General features: G+C 36.1%; 18 protein-coding genes and 1 tRNA gene. 11 read left to right on the top strand and 8 right to left on the bottom strand.

Annotation, left to right across the window (positions count from 1 at the left end; translation table 11 throughout):
- Positions 1 to 16: 16 nt before the first annotated feature.
- The 6 genes from ACIR131C_RS0100095 to ACIR131C_RS0100070 all read left to right on the top strand — a co-directional run bounded on the left by ACIR131C_RS0100095 (position 17) and on the right by ACIR131C_RS0100070 (position 6,488).
- Positions 17 to 2,737 (top strand): peptidase domain-containing ABC transporter, encoded by a 2,721-nt coding sequence (locus tag ACIR131C_RS0100095; protein ID WP_028088607.1) that lies wholly within the window; start codon positions 17 to 19, stop codon positions 2,735 to 2,737.
- Between the two features lie 92 nt (positions 2,738 to 2,829).
- The gene (locus ACIR131C_RS0100090; protein WP_028088606.1) at positions 2,830 to 4,368 is read left to right on the top strand and encodes a beta-barrel domain-containing protein; all 1,539 of its coding nucleotides are present in this window, start codon (positions 2,830 to 2,832) and stop codon (positions 4,366 to 4,368) included.
- A gap of 135 nt (positions 4,369 to 4,503) precedes the next feature.
- Positions 4,504 to 4,773: a hypothetical protein gene (locus ACIR131C_RS0100085; RefSeq protein WP_028088605.1), complete on the top strand. Its 270-nt coding sequence runs from the start codon at positions 4,504 to 4,506 to the stop codon at positions 4,771 to 4,773.
- Between the two features lie 64 nt (positions 4,774 to 4,837).
- Positions 4,838 to 5,098 carry a hypothetical protein gene (locus tag ACIR131C_RS0100080; RefSeq protein ID WP_028088604.1) on the top strand — a complete coding sequence of 87 codons (261 nt, stop codon included), beginning with the start codon at positions 4,838 to 4,840 and terminating at the stop codon, positions 5,096 to 5,098.
- 120 nt (positions 5,099 to 5,218) lie between these two features.
- Positions 5,219 to 5,488: a hypothetical protein gene (locus ACIR131C_RS0100075; protein ID WP_028088603.1), complete on the top strand. Its 270-nt coding sequence runs from the start codon at positions 5,219 to 5,221 to the stop codon at positions 5,486 to 5,488.
- Between the two features lie 211 nt (positions 5,489 to 5,699).
- The gene (locus tag ACIR131C_RS0100070; protein ID WP_028088602.1) at positions 5,700 to 6,488 is read left to right on the top strand and encodes a peptidylprolyl isomerase; all 789 of its coding nucleotides are present in this window, start codon (positions 5,700 to 5,702) and stop codon (positions 6,486 to 6,488) included.
- Between the two features lie 68 nt (positions 6,489 to 6,556).
- Here the strand turns inward: ACIR131C_RS0100070 and ACIR131C_RS0100065 are convergent, their stop codons facing one another.
- From ACIR131C_RS0100065 to ACIR131C_RS0100040, 6 genes are all read right to left on the bottom strand, one after another.
- On the bottom strand, positions 6,557 to 7,639 hold the full coding sequence (locus ACIR131C_RS0100065; protein WP_028088601.1) for a T3SS effector HopA1 family protein: 1,083 nt from the start codon (positions 7,637 to 7,639) through the stop codon (positions 6,557 to 6,559).
- Positions 7,640 to 7,654: 15 nt separating this feature from the next.
- A complete protein-coding gene (locus tag ACIR131C_RS0100060; protein WP_196811698.1) occupies positions 7,655 to 8,818 on the bottom strand; it encodes an aminoglycoside phosphotransferase family protein in 1,164 nt (387 codons plus the stop codon).
- A 69-nt stretch (positions 8,819 to 8,887) separates the two neighbouring features.
- A complete protein-coding gene (locus ACIR131C_RS0100055) occupies positions 8,888 to 9,103 on the bottom strand; it encodes a hypothetical protein (RefSeq protein WP_028088599.1) in 216 nt (71 codons plus the stop codon).
- A gap of 244 nt (positions 9,104 to 9,347) precedes the next feature.
- Complete coding sequence (locus ACIR131C_RS0100050; RefSeq protein ID WP_028088598.1) at positions 9,348 to 9,614, bottom strand: hypothetical protein; 267 nt, start codon at positions 9,612 to 9,614, stop codon at positions 9,348 to 9,350.
- Between the two features lie 354 nt (positions 9,615 to 9,968).
- Positions 9,969 to 10,232: a hypothetical protein gene (locus ACIR131C_RS0100045; RefSeq protein WP_028088597.1), complete on the bottom strand. Its 264-nt coding sequence runs from the start codon at positions 10,230 to 10,232 to the stop codon at positions 9,969 to 9,971.
- A gap of 246 nt (positions 10,233 to 10,478) precedes the next feature.
- The gene (locus ACIR131C_RS0100040) at positions 10,479 to 11,051 is read right to left on the bottom strand and encodes a peroxiredoxin (RefSeq protein WP_028088596.1); all 573 of its coding nucleotides are present in this window, start codon (positions 11,049 to 11,051) and stop codon (positions 10,479 to 10,481) included.
- A 188-nt stretch (positions 11,052 to 11,239) separates the two neighbouring features.
- Here ACIR131C_RS0100040 and ACIR131C_RS0100035 point away from each other — a divergent pair, with 188 nt between their 5' ends.
- On the top strand, positions 11,240 to 11,665 hold the full coding sequence (locus ACIR131C_RS0100035; protein ID WP_028088595.1) for a Fur family transcriptional regulator: 426 nt from the start codon (positions 11,240 to 11,242) through the stop codon (positions 11,663 to 11,665).
- A gap of 119 nt (positions 11,666 to 11,784) precedes the next feature.
- Here the strand turns inward: ACIR131C_RS0100035 and ACIR131C_RS0100030 are convergent, their stop codons facing one another.
- Complete coding sequence (locus ACIR131C_RS0100030; RefSeq protein WP_028088594.1) at positions 11,785 to 13,194, bottom strand: lysophospholipid acyltransferase family protein; 1,410 nt, start codon at positions 13,192 to 13,194, stop codon at positions 11,785 to 11,787.
- A gap of 160 nt (positions 13,195 to 13,354) precedes the next feature.
- Here ACIR131C_RS0100030 and ACIR131C_RS0100025 point away from each other — a divergent pair, with 160 nt between their 5' ends.
- Complete coding sequence (locus ACIR131C_RS0100025) at positions 13,355 to 13,984, top strand: DUF938 domain-containing protein (RefSeq protein ID WP_028088593.1); 630 nt, start codon at positions 13,355 to 13,357, stop codon at positions 13,982 to 13,984.
- Positions 13,985 to 14,104: 120 nt separating this feature from the next.
- On the opposite strand, the gene ACIR131C_RS0100020 is transcribed toward ACIR131C_RS0100025, so the two are convergent.
- Positions 14,105 to 14,177: transfer RNA gene (locus tag ACIR131C_RS0100020), tRNA-Ala, on the bottom strand.
- Positions 14,178 to 14,257: 80 nt separating this feature from the next.
- Here ACIR131C_RS0100020 and trhO point away from each other — a divergent pair.
- The 3 genes from trhO (at position 14,258) to ACIR131C_RS21320 (ending at position 19,014) form a co-directional block, all read left to right on the top strand.
- The gene (gene trhO / locus ACIR131C_RS0100015) at positions 14,258 to 15,160 is read left to right on the top strand and encodes an oxygen-dependent tRNA uridine(34) hydroxylase TrhO (RefSeq protein ID WP_028088592.1); all 903 of its coding nucleotides are present in this window, start codon (positions 14,258 to 14,260) and stop codon (positions 15,158 to 15,160) included.
- 104 nt (positions 15,161 to 15,264) lie between these two features.
- The gene (gene gcvP, locus ACIR131C_RS0100010; protein WP_028088591.1) at positions 15,265 to 18,135 is read left to right on the top strand and encodes an aminomethyl-transferring glycine dehydrogenase; all 2,871 of its coding nucleotides are present in this window, start codon (positions 15,265 to 15,267) and stop codon (positions 18,133 to 18,135) included.
- 159 nt (positions 18,136 to 18,294) lie between these two features.
- The gene (locus ACIR131C_RS21320; RefSeq protein ID WP_035371201.1) at positions 18,295 to 19,014 is read left to right on the top strand and encodes a PDDEXK family nuclease; all 720 of its coding nucleotides are present in this window, start codon (positions 18,295 to 18,297) and stop codon (positions 19,012 to 19,014) included.
- The last annotated feature ends 52 nt before the right edge of the window (positions 19,015 to 19,066 follow it).

Here is a 19,066-nt window from a genome sequence, read left to right as displayed (position 1 = left end):
AGTGGGAGGTTAGGAAATGCTATCAACGTTTTCTCAGGAACAGTTAGCTACAAACATTAAGCAAGTCTTGGGTGATTCACTATCAAATCAAGCAGTTGCAGATTGTATCAAGGCTTTAGAAATTATTGAACCACCAGTAGCAAAGCAATTTTGGCAAGGGACGACAGCAAAGCCGGGAATTTATATTGTGCTAACGGGTAAGGTGAGATTACTTGATAACTCTAATAACTTAATTACTACTCTCGCGCCAGGGTCATCATTTGGGGAGTTAACTTTATTTCCAGAACAAGAATTTAGTAGTTACGTTGCTAGAGCTTCTGTGAATTTAAAAATTGCCTATCTTCCCCAACAGATGGTGAAAAAGGTAATGGAAGAATTTCCTGATACTTATGATCTTTTGCTGAAAAAAGCACAATTAATTAGCACTGTCAAACCTCCAGAAATTGCCCCTACAGAAACACCAAGACCAGCAAAAAATGCCAATTTTACCCAACTGACAATTCCCGCACTTGCACAACCAAAAAAGCGCCCCAAATACTTTCCTATTCCGAGTGTAACTGCTGGGAATTGGTGGCGTAAATTTACCAAACGCTATCCATTTTTTGAGCAACAAAGTGCTGCTGATTGTGGCGCTGCTTGTTTAGTAATGATTGGTCGTTATTGGGGGAAAAACTTCAGTATTAATCGTCTGCGGGATTTGGCTAATGTTAACCGTAGCGGTGCATCCATGCGAAGTTTAAGTGCAGCAGCGGAAAGTCTTGGTTTTGCCACCCGTCCCGTGAAAGCCAGCTTAGATAAATTGGCTCAACAACCTTTACCAGCGATCGCTCATTGGGAAGGTAAACATTACATTGTTGTCTATGAAATTACCAAAAAACAGGTAATTGTCGCCGATCCTGCCCTTGGTCAACGCTATCTGACTATTAATCAATTCCAAGCAGGTTGGACAGGCTACGCTTTATTACTAGAACCCACAACTTCACTCAAAAAAACACCAGAAGCTAATACGCCATTTTGGCAGTTATTGGATTTAGTTAAACCTCACTTTCAAGTCCTACTAGAAGTATTCATGGCTTCGTTATTAATTCAGGTATTTGGATTAGTAACACCCCTATTTACTCAACTTTTATTAGATAGAGTGATTGTTCAAGGTAGCACCTTAACCTTAAATACTGTAGGCTTCGGATTATTAATTTTTGGTTTGTTTCGTGTCGCCATTAATGGGTTAAGACAATATTTACTTGACCACACAGCCAACCGAATTAGCGTCGCTTTAATGGTGGGATTTATTAAGCATACATTTGGCTTACCTCTGTCCTTTTTTGAGTCTCGATATGTTGGTGATATTGTCTCCCGTGTCCAGGAAAATCAGAAAATTCAGCGTTTTCTCACTGGTGAAGCTTTATCTATTGGCTTAGATTTATTGACCGTCGTTGTTTATGTAGGATTAATGTTTTGGTACAGTCCACCAATGGCGGGGATGACATTAGCAATTGTGCCACCATTTGTGTTATTAACATTATTTGCTACGCCATTTTTACGTCGAATTAGTCGAGAGGTATTTGCCGCAGGAACCCTAGAAAATAGCTATTTAATTCAAAGCTTGACGGGGATTTCTTCCATTCGCTCAATGGCAATTGAACAAACGGTGCGTTGGCATTGGGAAGAATTGCTGAATAATTTAATTAAAAAGAACTTTAGTGGTCAAGTAGTTAGTAACCAACTGCAATTAGTTAGCTCTACCATTCAATCTTTAGCCAGTACAGGATTACTATGGTTTGGGGCTTGGTTAGTTATTCAAAACCAACTTACCATTGGTCAATTAGTTGCTTTTAATATGTTGTTAGGCAACATTATTCAGCCTTTCCAACGGTTAATTATCTTGTGGAATCAACTACAAGAAGTAATTGTTGCTACCGAACGAATTAATGATGTCTTAGAAGCAGAACCAGAAGAAGATTTAGAACATAAACCTCGGCAATATTTACCCAGATTAATCGGTAAAATTCGTTTTAATAACGTCACATTTCGCTATCACTCTGAAAGTGAAATTAACATTCTAGAAAATCTCAGTTTTGAAATTTTACCAGAGCAAACTGTAGCAGTTGTAGGGCGCAGCGGTTCAGGGAAAACCACCCTTTCTAAATTGATTTTAGGTTTATATCCACCGACAGATGGAAGAGTTTTAATTGACAATCAAGATGTGACTAGTATTTCCTTGCATTCTCTGCGATCGCAAATTGGAGTTGTTGATCAAGATACATTTTTATTTGGAGGAACAATTCGGGAAAATATCAGTATTGCCCATCCTGAAGCCTCTTTAGAAGAGATTATAGAAGCTGCCCAACTTGCAGGGGCAGATGAGTTTATTAAAAGAATGCCAATGGGTTATGAAACACAAATTGGTGAAGGTGGAGGAATGTTATCAGGAGGACAACGCCAACGGTTAGCAATTGCCCGCGCCTTATTAGGAAATCCTCGACTTTTAATATTAGATGAAGCTACGAGCCACCTTGATTCTGAATCTGAACGCATTATTCAAAACAACCTCAAAAAAATTCTCCAAGGACGTACAAGTTTAATTATTGCTCACCGTCTTTCTACAGTTCGTCATGCTGATCTAATTTTAGTTTTAGATCGTGGTGTTTTAGTGGAAAGTGGTACTCACGACGAATTAATTAGCAAAAAAGGACATTATTTTTATCTCAATCAACAACAATTAGCACAAACAAATTAATTGTTTTGATTGTTTAATTGCCAACCTATCCCTGACTTCGGCAAGAAGTTAGGGATATATAACTACAAAAATAGAGAACTGTAAAATTATTTATGCCCCAGTCAGTTTATACACAACCAACAACTACTATAAATCAGCAGAATCAAACCGAATCTACTGCTTTTCTCCCCGATCAAAATCAGAATCAGACATTAGTTAAAACCCAGGATTGGTTTTATGGTACAGAAGAATTATTAGATGCTTTACCAAAAGTCTGGACTCGTTCAATGTTGTATTTGCTGGTCAGTTTTGCAGCAATTATTTTACCTTGGATGATGTTAACTAAAGTTGATGAAACTGGAAATGCTATTGGACGAATAGAACCAAAAGGTGCAACACAAAAATTAGATAGTGCGGTGACTGGTACTATTGTTTCTGTTAATGTGAAAGAAGGAGAAACAGTTAAAGCAGGGCAGGTTTTAGTGAAAATGGAATCTGAGGTGATGGAAACAGAAATACAACAAATAAAAGCTAAATTAGAAGGCTTAAAAAATCGTAAAGCTCAACTAGAAATATTGAAAAATCAAGTTTTAATGGCGATTAATATTCAACGTCAACAAAACCAATCTCAATCATTAGAAAAAATGGCTCAAGTTGATCAAGCCAGACAAACATTTGCAACTAGAAAAAGTGCTTATACTTTCCAAAATTTAGAGAAATTAGCACAAATTGATCAGATGAAACAGAATGTAAAATCTACTCAAAGTAACTATAGGTTAGTTACAAGCCGTTTGCGTCGAGATGTTTCAGAAGTTGCCCGTTATCGTCTCCTGTTAGAGGAAGGCATAATTCCTAACACTAAACTAGTAGAATTAGAAAAGATTGCCGAAGAAAGTCAACGTTTACAAGAAGAAGCAAAATTTAATATTCAAACAGCACGGTTACGTTTAAAAGAACAAGAAAGTAGTTATCAATTGCTTATGAATCAATTTAAATCAGATATTGAACAAGCAAAATTGCGATTACAACAAGAGGAAAGTAGTTATAAAAGTGCTATGCAAGGAGGAGAGTTAGCATTATTAAAAAGTCAAGAACAGTTTAAAGACCTACAAAATCAAATTACTTCCCTGCAATCAGAAATTATGCAAACAGAAGGACAGATCATCTCCCTAAACTTACAATTAAAACAGCGAATTATCCGCTCTCCTATTGATGGAACAATTTTTGAACTACCCATTAAAAAACCTGGTTCTGTAGTGCAACCAGGACAAATGATTGCTCAAATTGCACCCAAAAATGCGGACTTGATTTTAAAGGCACACATGGCCAGTCAACATAGTGGTTTTGTTAAGGTAGGAATGCCAGTAAAAATTAAATTTGATGCTTATCCTTTCCAAGAATATGGAATTTTATCAGGGCGAATTACTTGGATTTCACCTAACTCTAAAATTCAGGAAAATAGTGCCAATCGTCTAGAAACCTATGAAGTAGATATTGCTTTGGAAAATCCTTATATTCAAGTTGGTAATAAGCAGATTCCTCTTACCCCTGGACAAACCGCAAGCGCCGAAGCAATTATCCGTCAACGTCGAGTTATTGACTTTGTTTTAGATCCATTTAAGAAGTTACAAAAAAATGGTTTAGAACTTTAATGTAAACAAAAATTAAAGACATAATTCCCTGAATTATGTCTAATAAAAAAATAATTTAATATGCAACTTTTATATAATCCATGAGGGAATAATGTAAAAATATAAGAGTAGAGTGAAGATTAAGGGGATAATATAATGGAAAGAATAGTAATTAATAACTTTGATTCCACGGATTTAGAAAGCTTTATTTATGATTTAAAACAAATAGAATCAAGTATTGTATTAGGAGGATCAGTTTGGGGCGATTATCCAAATTGGGGAGAAACCCCTAATGTTTTTGTCATGACCATTTATGATGGTTTAAATACCATATCAACAACTTATGAAGGAGCAGGGAATTTTCATGATAATAAATTCCATACGATAGATTATGCGCGGACAGTTAATGCTTGGGTATATCATTAATTATTTCACCTAATTTTAAGGTGCGATCAACCAAAATGTTCACTTTCGATAATAAAATAATATCATGGCTACAATCATAATTTCTAATTTAAAAACTTCTGAAAAAAAGACATTTTTACATGACTTAAATTCAGAGGAAATTACACAAATATTAGGTAGTATTTTTCTGCCTTTATGGGATCGAGATCGTCCTGCTGTTCAGTTATCAACAGTTTATGATGGAATGAACAATCCTCAAACAACGTATGAAGGTCCATTTGGTTTCCATGATAACAAGATTTTTGCTATTGACTTTTCCAAAATATCTGCCTATTTAGTAATCTGAATATTTAACAAATTGCTTTGTTAAATTGGGGGATCTGGGCATGAATGATAATTGCTGTAGCTGAATACTTACGCAGTGATAATTGTACAACTGTTCACTTTGTGATTAGGAAATCATGTCATGGCTAAAATCATAATTTCTGACTTGAAAACTATTGATAAAAATACATTCTTGTATGACTTAAATTCCGAGAAAATACAACAAATATTAGATACTGATATTCTCCCTTTATCGGGTGGTTTTGATCTTAATTTTCTGGTAACTACCATTCAGGATTTTATCACTAACCAGGCATCAAGTGATAATGGGCTATTTGGTTCAGATCCCCGTAATAACAAGATTTTTAGTGTTGATTTTTCCAATCCATCTCTTTATTTAGTTACCAAATAACTTGATCACAATCATATCCCCCGATTCTCAGATAATTCGGGGGTATAAATCTGGTAATTTTTCTCATATAAAATTATCAAAAATATTAAAAGTATCATTAGATAGAGATAAGAAAATAACATATCAGGTAAATATAATAGATACACTGATAATTCATTTAAATAGGATCAAATAAATTCTTAATTGAGTTAGTAAATTGAGGAATTACGCCATGTCAGATATTTTAAAAATATCCAATGAAGATATTATTTATCATCTAAAAATATCTTGTCAAATCCCTAGTTTATTAGAGGCGATCGCCGCTAGAAAAGTTATTACTGAAACATCTGAAAAAGTAGGGATTACTGTCGAAATATCAGAGCTACAAGAGTCCGCAGATAGATTACGATTAGCTAATAAACTTATTAAAGCTGAAGAAACCTGGGAATGGTTACAAAAACATTATCTTTCCTTAGATAATTTTGAAGAAATAGCACATCTCAATATCTTATCTACAAAATTAGCTCATCATTTATTTGCTGATAAAGTTGAACCATTCTTTTATGCTCATCAACTTAATTACAGTGCTGCTGTTACCTATGAAGTGATATTAGATGATGAAGACTTAGCGTTAGAGATATTTTACGCTCTTCAAGAAGGAGAAATTAGTTTTCAAGAAATCGCTCGTCAATATATCCAAAATCCTGAAATAAGACGTGCTGGAGGATATCAAGGTATTCGCAAACGTAGTGATTTTAGGCCAGAAATTGCCTCTCTAGTATTTGCAGCTAATCCCCCACAAATTCTCAAACCAGTAATTACACCAAAAGGAGCGCATATCATCATAGTTGAAGAAATAATTGAACCCGAATTAAATGAACAAATGCGTGTACAAATCTTCGACGATTTATTTACTAATTGGTTAAAAGATCAAGTTAATAAATTAGAGATTGTCGCTACACTAGGACAAAGTGCTAATTTTTCCTCTTCTCCAGCAGAAATATTGAGTAAAGCCAGTTAAAATTGAGAAGAGTTAGATCCCTGAATGTTTTAACCAGGGATCTTATTATGAGATAATTTTCAGGAAAACTATCTATCTAATGGTGTATAGATATCCTGTGAATGTGTATTAAGATAAGGATATTGTAATTTAATTTTTTGTAATGCAAATTGTTCAAAAATAGCTGTCATTCGACTTTCTGAATCATTTTTATCTGCTTGCCAAGCAGCAATTAAACCATTAGCAATAATTTGACAACGATGAGTACCAAAACTTTCTTTTTCACCAAATTTATTTTCTGGTTCTTCAGCACAACTCAATCCTGGTGCTAGTGGTTTAGTAAACAACGGTACTTGTGGAGAAAAAATCTCTTGATTGGCTAAATATACCTTTTGCAATATAGGGTAAATAGTCTTATATTCATGTTTATTGAAATATAGTACGGCTGAATCATAACGTTTATATTCATCGGGGGTATATAGGGCTTTGAATGAGAAAGCAACTGGCAGATTATTGAGTTCTGTAGTTATATTTTCCATCACTGATAATGCACCTTCTGGTGATACATTAAAGTAAATTCTCAGAATATCTTGATTATGTTCAGTCCCTAAATTAGATGCTGCCATATAAAATCCATTTTGAACTAAATTTTTTGGCATTTTGATCGCTACTAAGTTACCAACAGTAGCAGACTTATCAACTTCTGATAAATATAAATTCCGCTCAATATGCAAGGTTAAACCATTTTTGTGGACTGCCAAAGATCCATCTTCTTCTTCATTAATTACTAACCAATCTTGACTCCAATAGCCTATACCTTTATTACTGGTATGTAGTCGTTCATAAAAAGCCAAATCTATGCCAAATAAGCTATTATTACTCAGGTTATTTATCTGCGAATCAGCGGTAGAAAAATCACTCCAAGAACCGTTATAATAAGCACTATAAAGAAAATTACGCAATTGCATACTCAAATGTTTATGTTGAATATCCAAGGGTAAATCTTTAAAGCGAGAGATTACCGATTCTGGTAATTCAAATAACTTGTATTCTGGATGTTTAATTGCATAAAATGATTCAATTTCCAGATGATCAACAATATTTTGCAGTGCTGTTTGTAACTCTTTTGGTAATTGGAAAAGTTGACTCTTTATAGAATCTAATACTTGCATACAGGCTTTCCTTCTCTAAACAAGAGATAAATTTTTAGAGGTTATTGTTGAAAATTCCATTCCCAAAATGGTGGGAATAGATGCTTGGGGACGACATAATAAACTCTTAGCAACTTGGAGCATACAGATACTAGAATTATCAAATATTTTTTCATGTTGAACTCTAGCTTGAATAGCTCTAATTAATGCTAAACCGCTAAATTGCATAACTAATTGGCAGAAGTGTGGACGAGTTTCTAAAATTGCTGGAAAGGTATTTAAGTAACTACTAACTAATGTTGATAAAGAAGGTTGAATCATTGATAACGGAATAGCAGCTAAACGCAAACATTCTTCAATGGATATGCTTTTATTAGGGACTATGCTATGCAACCAAATTTGTAAATAACTAGCAATTATTGTCCCTAAATCATTAGCAGGATCTCCCCAATTACCTCTTTCCCAATCAATCAACCTAATGATATTTTGATTTCCTACTAGTTTCTGCTCAATTTCTGTTTTCCAATTCAAAAATAAAAGAATATTATTAAGCTTGAGATCATTATGAGTCAGACAACAAGCAGTAAAAGCCTGACTCAATTCTTTAATTGCTTTTCCTAAATTATCATAACGTTGATAGAGAGAAAAAAACTTCAAACCATCAGCAGTAACTTGACCAAATACTTGCGGGGTAATTCTATCTAATCCTTTGGTAATATTTTGCTGCTGGAGAGAATTTTCTAGAAATTCTCGATAGTTTTTATTATTTATAGTTAAGCAATGCACCATTGCCAAAGTTGTACCAATTATCTGGGAAATCTCCACAGGAAATATCTGATCTTTAGCGTAAAATTCTGCTAGATCTTGATATTGATTTAGGTAATTAAAAATAATGATAGAGTTTTCTAAGTCAAAATGAATTACTTCCGAAAAAGATGATTGTAAATGCTTAATCTCTGGTAATTGTTGACAAAAATCATGAATTTTCCATTCATCTATAAATTCACCCAATGTTTTACCATTTCGATCATGACGTTCTTGTTTTACTAAGAGTTGACGACCATCTGCTAAACTGATTAATAAGTTAAAGTTTTTAGCAGGTTTTAGCTCTATTTTAGTGATTGAATTATCTTGTGGATGACAAATTTGGTGTTCAATTAAGTAATCAAACACATTGCTAGAACTGATAATAAATGGCATAATTGCTGATGATAATATGTGAAAGAAGTCAATGATATCCGAAATAAACTAGTTGTGTTATTTCAAAGATCACAAAAAGTTTCTCACTTTGTTTGTTAAGAATAAAATGCTATCTATAGCAAAAATTGCTAACATAAATTCTAGCCCCTTAACACCGTAATAAAATATTTGATTCATATCATTATCCCCACAGCCAAAAGAAGATGATAATTCCCTATTATTCAGATCCTTAATAAACTCTATTTCCTGGGAGATAGGTAGATTATAAATTCTAATAGTTGCCATTTACTACCTTGAGAAAAATTAAATTCTAATTTTTGTAAATTGTCAATTAATCTGCCCGCAGATCAAAATATCAAAACCAATCTGATTAACTATCCAGAATTATTAGTAATAGATTGTTTCTTTTACTTTTTCATTCTGGATAGGTATTAGCAATCCTGACAGAAATTATAAACATCTATATCGGTGTTCACAATTCCTTGAGGATTGCTAAATCAGCCTTGCGAACTACAAAGCTAAGGAATTATTAGTGGTGGCTGTAGCTAGCAGAGTCGCTATGACTAAAAGATTGAGCTATACTCTTAATACTAGCGATCGCATAGCCACCAACTAAGTATTCAAGGTATTTCACACCAAAATCGCCATATGCCCCCAAGCCGCTATGACTACTATCACTACCACCACCATGTACCGCTACAGAACTTGCATCATTGAGGTCATCAAGATAGCTTTCAGAATCTTGGAATAATTCAGAACCAGTTACATTTAATTGGGAAAGAGTAATACTTGCCATAACTTCCTTGTTTTTGTAAATGAGACTTGTGAGTCAGTTAAGTTTGTGTTTTCTTAACTGTTACTCCTATTTTTATTTAAGAAAAATAGAAAAATCAAGGCTTTGAACCTAGTAAAAAAGACACAAATAGATGAATTTTGTCTTTTATTAAAAGTTAACTTCCTAGTTTAAGCTACAGGCTATTTTAGGTTTATGAACTACACCTTTACACCCTCACCCTAGCAAAGTGGGCTATTTTTGTGCCTGATAAAGTTGAAATCTGCTGTAATTAAATAAGAAAATCGTGGATCTTCAGATTAAAACATCTGAAAATACACGAAAGCAAGGAAAATATTCAATTTACAACAGCATCTTTTAAAAAGTAAAGTTAACTCCCAGACTATCTGTTGTATCTTGGACGGTTGTTTTCCATTCGGCTATACTACTGTTTATTTCTTTGATCATGGTGGAAAAATCATTAGTATTGGTAGTAGTATTGTTACTGTTGGCCATGTTATATCTTGCCATTTGTCTTCTGGTCATGTAACCACCGTTGATATTTTTCATTTCCCAAGGTGTTAGTTCATCCAGAATCGGTTCTGGAATCCTTTTTCCTAATTCGGAAATTATGATTTTCACTATTGGTTTACCTCCTCAAATACTTTATTCCCTGGAATAAAACTATCAATTTATCCCCTACTTATATTTTGGAATAGTATCTGACAAAACAAATGATTTTTAGCTAATTTATTAGACAGAATTAAGGGTGTTTTGTCTATGAAAACAAAAAAAGCAAAGGAAGTTTATTTGAGTAACTTCCTTCGCTTTAGATAAATTAAAAACTATCAACTTCTATCGCCAGTTAGAAATTTCTAACTTTACTAATTAACCAACAAATGCTAACCGAGGTGCAACTTCAGCAGGACGTTGTACACCTTTGAGGTAAGCAAGAACAGTATCAGCATCAGATACTTCAAAGGGGTCACTACCGCAGTTGTCTTCAAAACCAGGTTCAACGAACATTTTTTCAATTTCGCCGTTATTAACAACCATTGCATAGCGCCAAGAACGCATTCCGAAACCGATGTTAGATTTATCAACTAACATTCCCATTTTCCGGGTAAATTCTCCACTGCCATCGGGTAACAAAAAGACATTTTTAGCACCTTGTTGTTTACCCCATTGGAACATAACAAATGCGTCATTAACTGACAAACAAATGATCTGATCAACACCTTGCGCTTTAAATTCTGCAAAGAGTTCTTCGTAACGAGGTAAATGGGTGGAAGAACAGGTGGGGGTGAACGCACCAGGAAGGGCAAATAATACTACTTTTTTACCACCAAAAATCTCTTTAGTGGTTACGTCTTGCCAACGGTAAGGATTGGATCCCGGTACAGATTCATCCCGAACACGAGTCTTGAATACTACATTTGGAACGTGAGTAATAGCAGTCATAAATACCTCTTTTTTAGATGGAAGATTTTAACTCGTGTCTTTAACTTACAAATCAGAATAATTCTGATTTAGGAATTTGTCAATAGTTATAAATACTTATTTTATAATGTATTTTTTAAAAAGCTTTAATTCTGAAAAAGGAAAAGTTATAATAGGGGTTTATATCTTTATATAATCCAGTAAATCCTATGCAGCAAAAAGCTAATGATATTATCAAAACCCTGAAAAGTAGAGGGTTGAGAGTCACACCCCAAAGATTTGGGGTTTATGCCAACCTATTAGCAAGGGAAGATCATCCTACAGTTGATCAAATTTTGAGAGACTTAAACCAGGAAGCGCCGACTTCCTCCCAAGCTACGGTGTACGCGGCGCTTCAAGCACTGCGTGAAGTGGGTTTAGTGCGAGAAGTGCTATTACAAGAGGGAATATCTCGTTATGATGCCAATGTAGCGCCCCATCATCATTTTCGCTGTACCTGCTGTGGTGCGATTGAAGACATTAACTGGAATGTTTTTCCCGGTATTGATGTCAGTCAACTGCGGGAGGGGTTAACAGTAGAAAGGTATGAAGTGACAGTTGAGGGAATCTGCGATATCTGCGGTAATCAAACTTAATCCTATCACTAAGTATAATTACATCAGATTGTGAGTAAATGAAGTCCAAAATAATCAAACCCCTGTGGTGCGGGCATCTCGCCCGCTACAGGTCTACCTTATGGGTCTGGAGGGAGAAACTAATCCTTAATTAACCCCTGCAAAATCGTCTGTAAATCCTGGGTCAAATCACTTACACCCTTTCGTAAAGCTTGTTTATTCCCTTGACAATTTTCCCATCTTTCATTAATATTAATCGCTTCACCGACAGAAATCATGGCTTGTTTCCAACCTAAACGCGGCCTGCCTGGTAAGGTAGAATCTTTAATGCGAGACAACATATCAAACATTAATAAAATTGTTTCTGCAAATCTTTCTGGGGTTGGTTTTTCTAGAATATAATTAGCAGTGACCGCGACGAAACTTTCAGCAAGTCTCATGTGTTGCATTTTCAAATCTGCTTCTTGGGCTACCCAATCAGCTAGACCACGTTGGAAAGGTGATAAACTTTGAATATCAGCGATATCATCCCGATAAATATAATTCCAACCAGCATCTTCTAAACGGCGACATCTATCAATAAAATTACCTTGAGGCTGGATATTAAAATACTGTTCTGCAATTTTTAAAGCTGTATCCATCAATCGGTGTAATCTAGTAATTAAAATTTCATTTTTGGGAATTTCGCAAGTTATAATTTCTGGAAATTCTTGATGATAAAAACGCCGATAAAATTCCTCCATTTCCGAAATTAGATATTCAGATAAATCCACCACCCGCTGATATAAAATTTCTTCCCTTTCCTGGCCAATTTCACTAGTTTTCCTAACAGGTAAACCGCTATCAAGTTCTAATTTAGATAATAGCCAATCTATTCTTTTCCAAGGTGGGTTTACATAGCTATATTGAATCCCAATCGGAATAATAAAAACCTGTTCTTCACGGTTAGCTTTTTTTAGGTCTTCTACACACCAAAAACCCAACTGGGCTACACCAGGTTCTAAGGGACTGACTATACTACTGTGTCCATTTGTACCACCTTCAGGAGCGATCGCTATGGGCATCTCTGCGGTTGCAAATAATTCTCTTGCCTGACTAATAGCCGTCTTATCTATGCGTTTACCCCTACGAACAGGTATACCACCAAGTCTAGAAAATAACCATCCTAACCAATTTCCTGCCCAGATTGTCATCCCCCGTTCATACATAAAATAGCTGTGAAGTGGATATTTGAGCTTAATACCTTTTTTTCGCGCCACTCTAGGGACAATCCGTGATAACAAATATGACATAGATAGAGGATCTTCTACCTCCGGGTGACGAAAAGCAATTAAAAATCGGACTTGACCAGCCTGAAATTCATGGTATAATTCAGCTAGGACTTCAGCATTTTTAGCTTGAATATTCACAATACCCGCAGGTAGCCAGGGTCTAGTTCTCACCCGCAAAATCAAGGGCAAAAACCAAGATATAATTTTTACAACCAATGGATTATGAAATTGGGGAATAAACTTGAGCGGTGGTTGGGTAGAATGAATAGATTTAGGCAAGTTGTTCTCCTGTGGTGTAGCGAAGAAAGCAATTAGAAATCGCGTCTACACAGGCTAAGTCCACCCAGGTGGACTTAGCCTGTGTAGTAGCGTTTCCCTGTAGCGAAGCCATATTACCATATTATATTCGTCCAACATTTCTCAAACACCCTCCCATCCAATTATGACACCAGACTGGCGGAAATTTGCCCCCGCAACCCAGCGCAACCGCGAACCCATTCTAGAAGTGCTTTTACAAATATTACCTCAAAATGGGACAATACTCGAAGTAGCCAGCGGCACAGGTGAACACGCTGTATTTTTTTCCCAACATTTAGCACCCCGGCAATGGCTACCATCTGACCCCAACCCAGAACTGCGTGCTAGTATTAGAGCATGGGCTGAATATCTCCCCTGTGATCATCTTAAGCCACCCCTAGATTTAGATGCCAATGCACCAATATGGCCTGTAGAAAAACAGCCATTGCCAGAACCGCCCATTTCTGCTATAGTAAACATTAACATGATTCATATTTCTCCTTGGTCTGCTTGTTTAGGACTAATGGCAGGGGCTGGGAGAATTTTGCCACCAGGTGGTATACTTTACTTATATGGTCCCTATAAACAAAATGGAGAACATACAGCACCCAGTAACACTGCTTTTGACGAGTCTTTACAAGCACAAGATCCAGCTTGGGGAGTCCGTAATTTAGAGGATGTGATTAAATCTGCTGAAGCACAAAATCTGATATTGCACCAAACTCACCCCATGCCAGCAAATAACCTTTCGCTAATATTTAAACATAATTAGGGCTTGCTGAATTAAAATATCAAACCGGAAAATATGGCTACGCCACGCAATCTATCAACCTTGAATCTTCGCGCCTTTGCGCCTTTGCGTGAGACATATTTACATAATTTCGCAAATAAATGGAGGTTAGCGGACTCGAACCGCTGACATCCTGCTTGCAAAGCAGGCGCTCTACCAACTGAGCTAAACCCCCAAGCTCTGTTTTTAATACAAAGAATGCAATAATTATATAACTACACCATCGTAAACTCTTATTATTATTTTGTCAATACCATGAACCAAGAAAATTTTGTAGTTGTTGCTGCATTGTATAAGTTTGTCAGTTTACCTGATTATAGCCAACTGCAAGCACCTTTATTAAATTGTTGTCAGTTACAGGATATCAAGGGAACTATATTACTCGCTCCCGAAGGAATTAATGGTACAATTGCTGGTTCTCGTCAGGGAATTGATACAGTTTTAGCTTTTCTCCGTCATGACTCGCGGTTTAGAGATTTAGAATATAAAGAATCTTATGCCGAAATTCCCCCTTTTGAGCGGCTGAAAGTTCGCTTAAAAAAAGAAATTGTGACTTTGGGAATACCAGCAGTGAACCCCAATGAAAAAGTGGGAACTTATGTCACACCTCAAGAATGGAATGATTTAATTTCTGACCCGGAAGTCACCGTTATTGATACTCGCAACGATTATGAGGTCACTATTGGGACTTTTAAACGTGCAGAAAATCCCCAAACTCAGACATTCCGAGATTTTCCCGAATATGTAGAAAAACATCTTGATGCCAGTAAACATAAAAAAGTGGCTTTATTTTGTACTGGAGGTATTCGCTGTGAAAAAGCATCATCTTACTTACTTTCTCACGGCTTTGAAGAAGTTTATCACCTCAAAGGCGGCATTCTCAAATATTTAGAAGAAGTCCCCCAGAAAGAAAGTTTATGGGAAGGAGAATGTTTTGTTTTTGACGAAAGAGTTGCTGTCAGTCATGGCTTAAAACCGGGAAGTCATGAATTATGCTTTTGTTGTGGAAACCCCATTTCCGACGAAGATAAATCATCATCTGAATATGAAGCGGGAATTTCTTGCCCCCACTGCTTCCACAGTCTAACACCGGACAAAAGAAAACGACAACAAGAAAAATGGAAACAATACCAACTTACAAATTCAACCCACACCTAACTTTTAGATTTTTGCGCGAAACAAAATCAATATCTAGCAAAAACCCTAAGATCCAAAAGTAATCATTACAATATATGAAGATATAAATCCTTGGAGAACAATTTGTGGTAGCTAATTTTGCCCGTACTCAACCCAAAACCAATCAAAAATTGGGTAACTTTACACAAAGACACATTGGACCAAACCCTGATGATATTCAGCAAATGCTTGATACATTAGGGATTTCCAATCTTGATGACTTAATTGATAAAACAGTACCAGAGGCAATTCGCTTTCGGCAAGAGTTGAAATTACCACCTGCACAAAGCGAATATGCAGCATTGGCCAAATTAAAGCAAATAGCCGATAAAAATCAGGTTTATCGCTCATTTATCGGCACAGGGTATTATGATTGTATCACCCCGGCGGTCATTCAACGCAACATTTTAGAAAATCCCGGTTGGTATACAGCATACACCCCTTATCAGCCAGAAATTGCCCAAGGACGTTTGGAAGCGTTGTTAAACTTCCAAACCATGATCATTGACTTGACCGGTTTAGAAATTGCTAACGCTTCTTTACTTGATGAAGCGACGGCGGCCGCAGAAGCAATGAGTATGAGTTATGGTGTGTGCAAAAACAAATCCCATAACTACTTTGTATCCCATGAATGTCATCCTCAAACCATTGATGTATTGCAAACACGCGCCAAACCTTTAGGCATAAACATCATTATCGCTGATCATCAAACCTTTGATTTTACCGAAACTATCTTTGGTGCAGTTCTGCAATATCCCGCAACTGATGGTACAATTTACGACTACCGCAACTTTATAGAAAAGTCCCATGCTCAGGGTGCATTGGTGACAATAGCCGCAGATCCTTTAAGTTTAACATTGCTCACACCCCCCGGTGAATTAGGGGCTGATATTGCCGTAGGTAGTACCCAACGCTTCGGTATTCCCTTGGGATTTGGGGGACCACACGCTGCTTATTTTGCCACCAAGGAAGAGTATAAACGCTTAGTCCCAGGGCGCATTGTGGGAGTATCAAAAGATATTCATGGTAAACCTGCCTACCGTTTAGCCTTACAAACCCGTGAGCAGCATATCCGCAGAGATAAAGCCACCAGTAATATCTGCACAGCCCAAGTTTTATTGGCAGTGATGGCGAGTATGTATGCAGTTTATCATGGACCTGATGGACTCAGAGAAATTGCCCAAAATATTCATCAATTAACCGCAACTTTAGCCGCAGGACTGAAAAAGTTAGGTTATAAAATCACTTCGGAAAACTTCTTTGATACCTTGCGGGTAGAATTAGGAAATACCAAATTAGAAGAAATTCTTGACGCTGCGAATGAGAGAAATATCAACTTGAGAATTTTTGATAATTCCACCGTGGGTATTTCCTTAGATGAAACTACCACAGAAACAGATTTAATTGATATTTGGCAAATTTTCGCACTCAAAGATCAATTACCTTTTACTGTGGAAGGATTACCAATTTCTCATGCTCAATTATCACGAGAAAGTAAATATCTCACCCACCCAGTTTTCAATCGTTACCATTCAGAAACCGAGTTATTACGTTATTTACATCAACTAGAAAACAAGGATTTATCATTAACAACTTCAATGATTCCCTTGGGTTCTTGTACCATGAAATTAAACGCAACTTCGGAAATGATTCCCGTAACTTGGGAACAATTCGGCAAAATTCACCCTTTCGCGCCAATTTCCCAAACCAGAGGTTATCAAATCCTCTTCCAACAACTAGAAACATGGTTATCAGAAATTACAGGTTTTGCGGGAATATCTTTACAACCAAATGCAGGTTCTCAAGGTGAATATGCGGGACTTTTAGTAATTCATGAATATCATCAAAGTCGCGGTGAAGGACACAGAAACGTTTGTTTAATTCCCCAATCTGCACACGGTACAAATCCCGCAAGTGCGGTAATGTGTGGAATGAAAGTAGTGGGAATTGCTTGTGATGATCATGGTAATATTGATGTTGAAGATTTAAAAGCCAAAGCTGAAAAACATAGTCATGAATTATCAGCTTTAATGGTGACATATCCATCAACTCATGGCGTATTTGAAGAAGCAATTCAAGAAATTTGTGCAGTAATTCATTCTCACGGTGGACAAGTTTACATGGACGGCGCTAATATGAACGCCCAAGTGGGTATTTGTCGTCCTGGTGATATTGGTGCAGATGTCTGTCATTTGAACTTACACAAAACCTTCTGCATTCCCCATGGTGGTGGTGGTCCCGGTATGGGTCCCATTGGTGTCGCTTCCCACCTTGTACCGTTTTTACCTGGACATTCTGTAATGAAAATGGGTGGTAATTTGGGTGCTGTTTCTGCTGCACCTTGGGGTAGTGCGAGTATTTTGGTAATTTCCTGGATGTATATTATCATGATGGGTGCTGATGGGTTAACGGAAGCAACCAAAATCGCCATTTTGAATGCTAATTACATGGCTAAGAAATTAGAGTCATATTATCCAGTTTTGTATCAGGGAAAAAATGGTTTAGTGGCACATGAATGTATTTTAGATTTGCGAAGTTTGAAGAAATCAGCGCAGATTGAAATTGATGATGTTGCGAAGCGGTTAATGGACTATGGTTTTCATGCACCTACTGTATCTTGGCCTGTGGCTGGTACAATTATGGTAGAACCAACAGAAAGCGAATCTAAGGAAGAATTGGATCGTTTTTGTGAGGCGTTAATTGCAATTAGAAAGGAGATTTCTGAGATTGAATCTGGTAAGATGGATTTACAAGATAATGTGTTGAAAAATGCGCCTCACACTGCGGAAAGTTTGATTGTTGGTGAGTGGAAACATGATTATTCTCGTGAACAAGCTGCTTATCCTGCAAGTTGGAGTAAGGAATATAAGTTCTGGCCAAGTGTGGGTAGGATAGATGCTGCTTTTGGGGATAGGAATTTTGTTTGTTCTTGTTTACCGATGGAGGCTTATAGTTAAATAGTCTCACGCAAAGACGCAAAGACGCAAAGGGTTTTTCTGTTGTGTTTTTGTGTCTTTGTTAAGTTGTGGTTGTCTGAATCAGGATATCCAGGATTTGAGGAGGTACAGGATTATTATTGTGGTAAAATTATCTAAACTAATGTTATATCCAGTGTTATGCCATACCTCAAAGCTCGACATCTATCTAAAAGTGGTAAAAAGTGGAATGAACTTGCCAATGAAAACAGCCATAAGCTAATATATGCAGGAGGAGAAATACGTTTTGCTTCGGAAATCGAGTTAGAAAATTATATTGAAGAAAATTTTACTCTCATATTTCCTGATTTAGATTTAGTCAAGCGTCAGTTTAGTATTAAAATGCAACGAACTGATTTATTATGTTGCACAAAATTAGATCAACAACCTGTAATAGTTGAATTAAAAAACGAAGAAGATAGAGGTTTAGTACCTCAATTAATTCGTTATCGTAAAATACTTTTAATAGAAAAACCTTTTGCAGAACAAATAAATTATTCTTTACCAGTTAAGTTAATAGCAGTTGCCCCAAAATTTCATGAAGATAACTATACTGATAAAGAAGCATCAAGATTTGAAGATGATATTTGTTTTATGCAGTTTAGTTTAAATCATCATAATAGTGCAGGTGAATTTCAGTTAAGAGGTAAATCTTACGATATTCCCTATCCTATTTTTGGTTTACCATCAAATTCAACAAATGATCAAATATCTTCTCGTATGTTACCTGCATTTACTTTTAACTTTCTCGGCAATTTACCATTAGAATATCATCAAGATTTTCAACATTTAAGATCACTTTTCATAGCTCAACCTAAAGTAAAAGAAATGGTTAGCTCTAGCTACAGAAAAATATTATAGTCATTTAACTTAAGAATGAGACATTAAGATACACAATAATCACGGATGATTT

This window comes from Dolichospermum circinale AWQC131C (assembly GCF_000426905.1).
Taxonomy (GTDB): Bacteria; Cyanobacteriota; Cyanobacteriia; order Cyanobacteriales; family Nostocaceae; genus Dolichospermum; species Dolichospermum circinale.
The sequence above is the reverse complement of the archived record's forward strand: the minus strand, read 5'-3'. Positions and strand labels throughout refer to the sequence as shown.

Bases quoted from the DNA above. Each gene is read 5' to 3' on its own strand.
- ACIR131C_RS0100065 (WP_028088601.1), bottom strand. From the start codon at position 7,639: ATGCAAGTATTAGATTCTATAAAGAGTCAACTTTTCCAATTACCAAAA.
- ACIR131C_RS0100060 (WP_196811698.1), bottom strand. From the start codon at position 8,818: ATGCCATTTATTATCAGTTCTAGCAATGTGTTTGATTACTTAATTGAA.
- ACIR131C_RS0100075 (WP_028088603.1), top strand. From the start codon at position 5,219: ATGGCTAAAATCATAATTTCTGACTTGAAAACTATTGATAAAAATACA.
- ACIR131C_RS0100070 (WP_028088602.1), top strand. From the start codon at position 5,700: ATGTCAGATATTTTAAAAATATCCAATGAAGATATTATTTATCATCTA.
- ACIR131C_RS0100040 (WP_028088596.1), bottom strand. From the start codon at position 11,051: ATGACTGCTATTACTCACGTTCCAAATGTAGTATTCAAGACTCGTGTT.
- trhO (WP_028088592.1), top strand. From the start codon at position 14,258: ATGAACCAAGAAAATTTTGTAGTTGTTGCTGCATTGTATAAGTTTGTC.
- ACIR131C_RS0100080 (WP_028088604.1), top strand. From the start codon at position 4,838: ATGGCTACAATCATAATTTCTAATTTAAAAACTTCTGAAAAAAAGACA.
- ACIR131C_RS0100055 (WP_028088599.1), bottom strand. From the start codon at position 9,103: ATGGCAACTATTAGAATTTATAATCTACCTATCTCCCAGGAAATAGAG.
- ACIR131C_RS21320 (WP_035371201.1), top strand. From the start codon at position 18,295: ATGCCATACCTCAAAGCTCGACATCTATCTAAAAGTGGTAAAAAGTGG.
- ACIR131C_RS0100095 (WP_028088607.1), top strand. From the start codon at position 17: ATGCTATCAACGTTTTCTCAGGAACAGTTAGCTACAAACATTAAGCAA.
- ACIR131C_RS0100090 (WP_028088606.1), top strand. From the start codon at position 2,830: ATGCCCCAGTCAGTTTATACACAACCAACAACTACTATAAATCAGCAG.
- ACIR131C_RS0100035 (WP_028088595.1), top strand. From the start codon at position 11,240: ATGCAGCAAAAAGCTAATGATATTATCAAAACCCTGAAAAGTAGAGGG.
- ACIR131C_RS0100085 (WP_028088605.1), top strand. From the start codon at position 4,504: ATGGAAAGAATAGTAATTAATAACTTTGATTCCACGGATTTAGAAAGC.
- ACIR131C_RS0100050 (WP_028088598.1), bottom strand. From the start codon at position 9,614: ATGGCAAGTATTACTCTTTCCCAATTAAATGTAACTGGTTCTGAATTA.